General features: G+C 56.3%; 1 protein-coding gene. It reads left to right on the top strand.

Annotation, left to right across the window (positions count from 1 at the left end; genetic code table 11):
* Positions 1–63: 63 nt before the first annotated feature.
* The coding region (locus ABFT80_RS27970; protein ID WP_455190025.1) for a transposase at positions 64–499 on the top strand (436 nt) is incomplete at its 3' end.

Here is a 499-nt window from a genome sequence, read left to right as displayed (position 1 = left end):
GGGGCAGATTCCATTTTCAAATGCAACGAAGACAATAATGGCCATGATTTCAGGAGGATGGAAATGGCCCGCTCTTTTGTGCAGTTGAGTTTGGACGAACGCCGCGTCGTTGCGCGCATGTATGAGAAGAAGATCAGTCAGGCTGAGATTGCACGCACTCTTCGCCGCGACCGGTCGACGATCTGCCGGGAACTGCGGCGCAATTTCTGGCACGATCGTGACGTTCCGATCGCCGAAGGATACTGGCATGTCACAGCGCATGCTATGGCGGCGGATCGGCGGCGTAAGTATCGCAAGCTGTTGCGCGACCCGAACCTGTGCGCAGCAGTCATCGATCGCCTGAAGGATGGCTGGTCACCAGAACAGATCTCTGGGCGGCTAAGGCTTGCCAGCGGCTCTTCTGCCAGATTGAGCCATGAGACGATTTATCAGTATGTTTATTCGCAGGAAGGCCAGGATCAGCAACTGGCCCGGCATCTGCCTGAACGACGACGGAGAC

Origin of the sequence: Foliimonas ilicis (assembly GCF_039939195.1) — a bacterium.
Classification (GTDB): Bacteria; Pseudomonadota; Alphaproteobacteria; order Rhizobiales; family Rhizobiaceae; genus Foliimonas; species Foliimonas ilicis.
The sequence above is the reverse complement of the archived record's forward strand: the minus strand, read 5'-3'. Positions and strand labels throughout refer to the sequence as shown.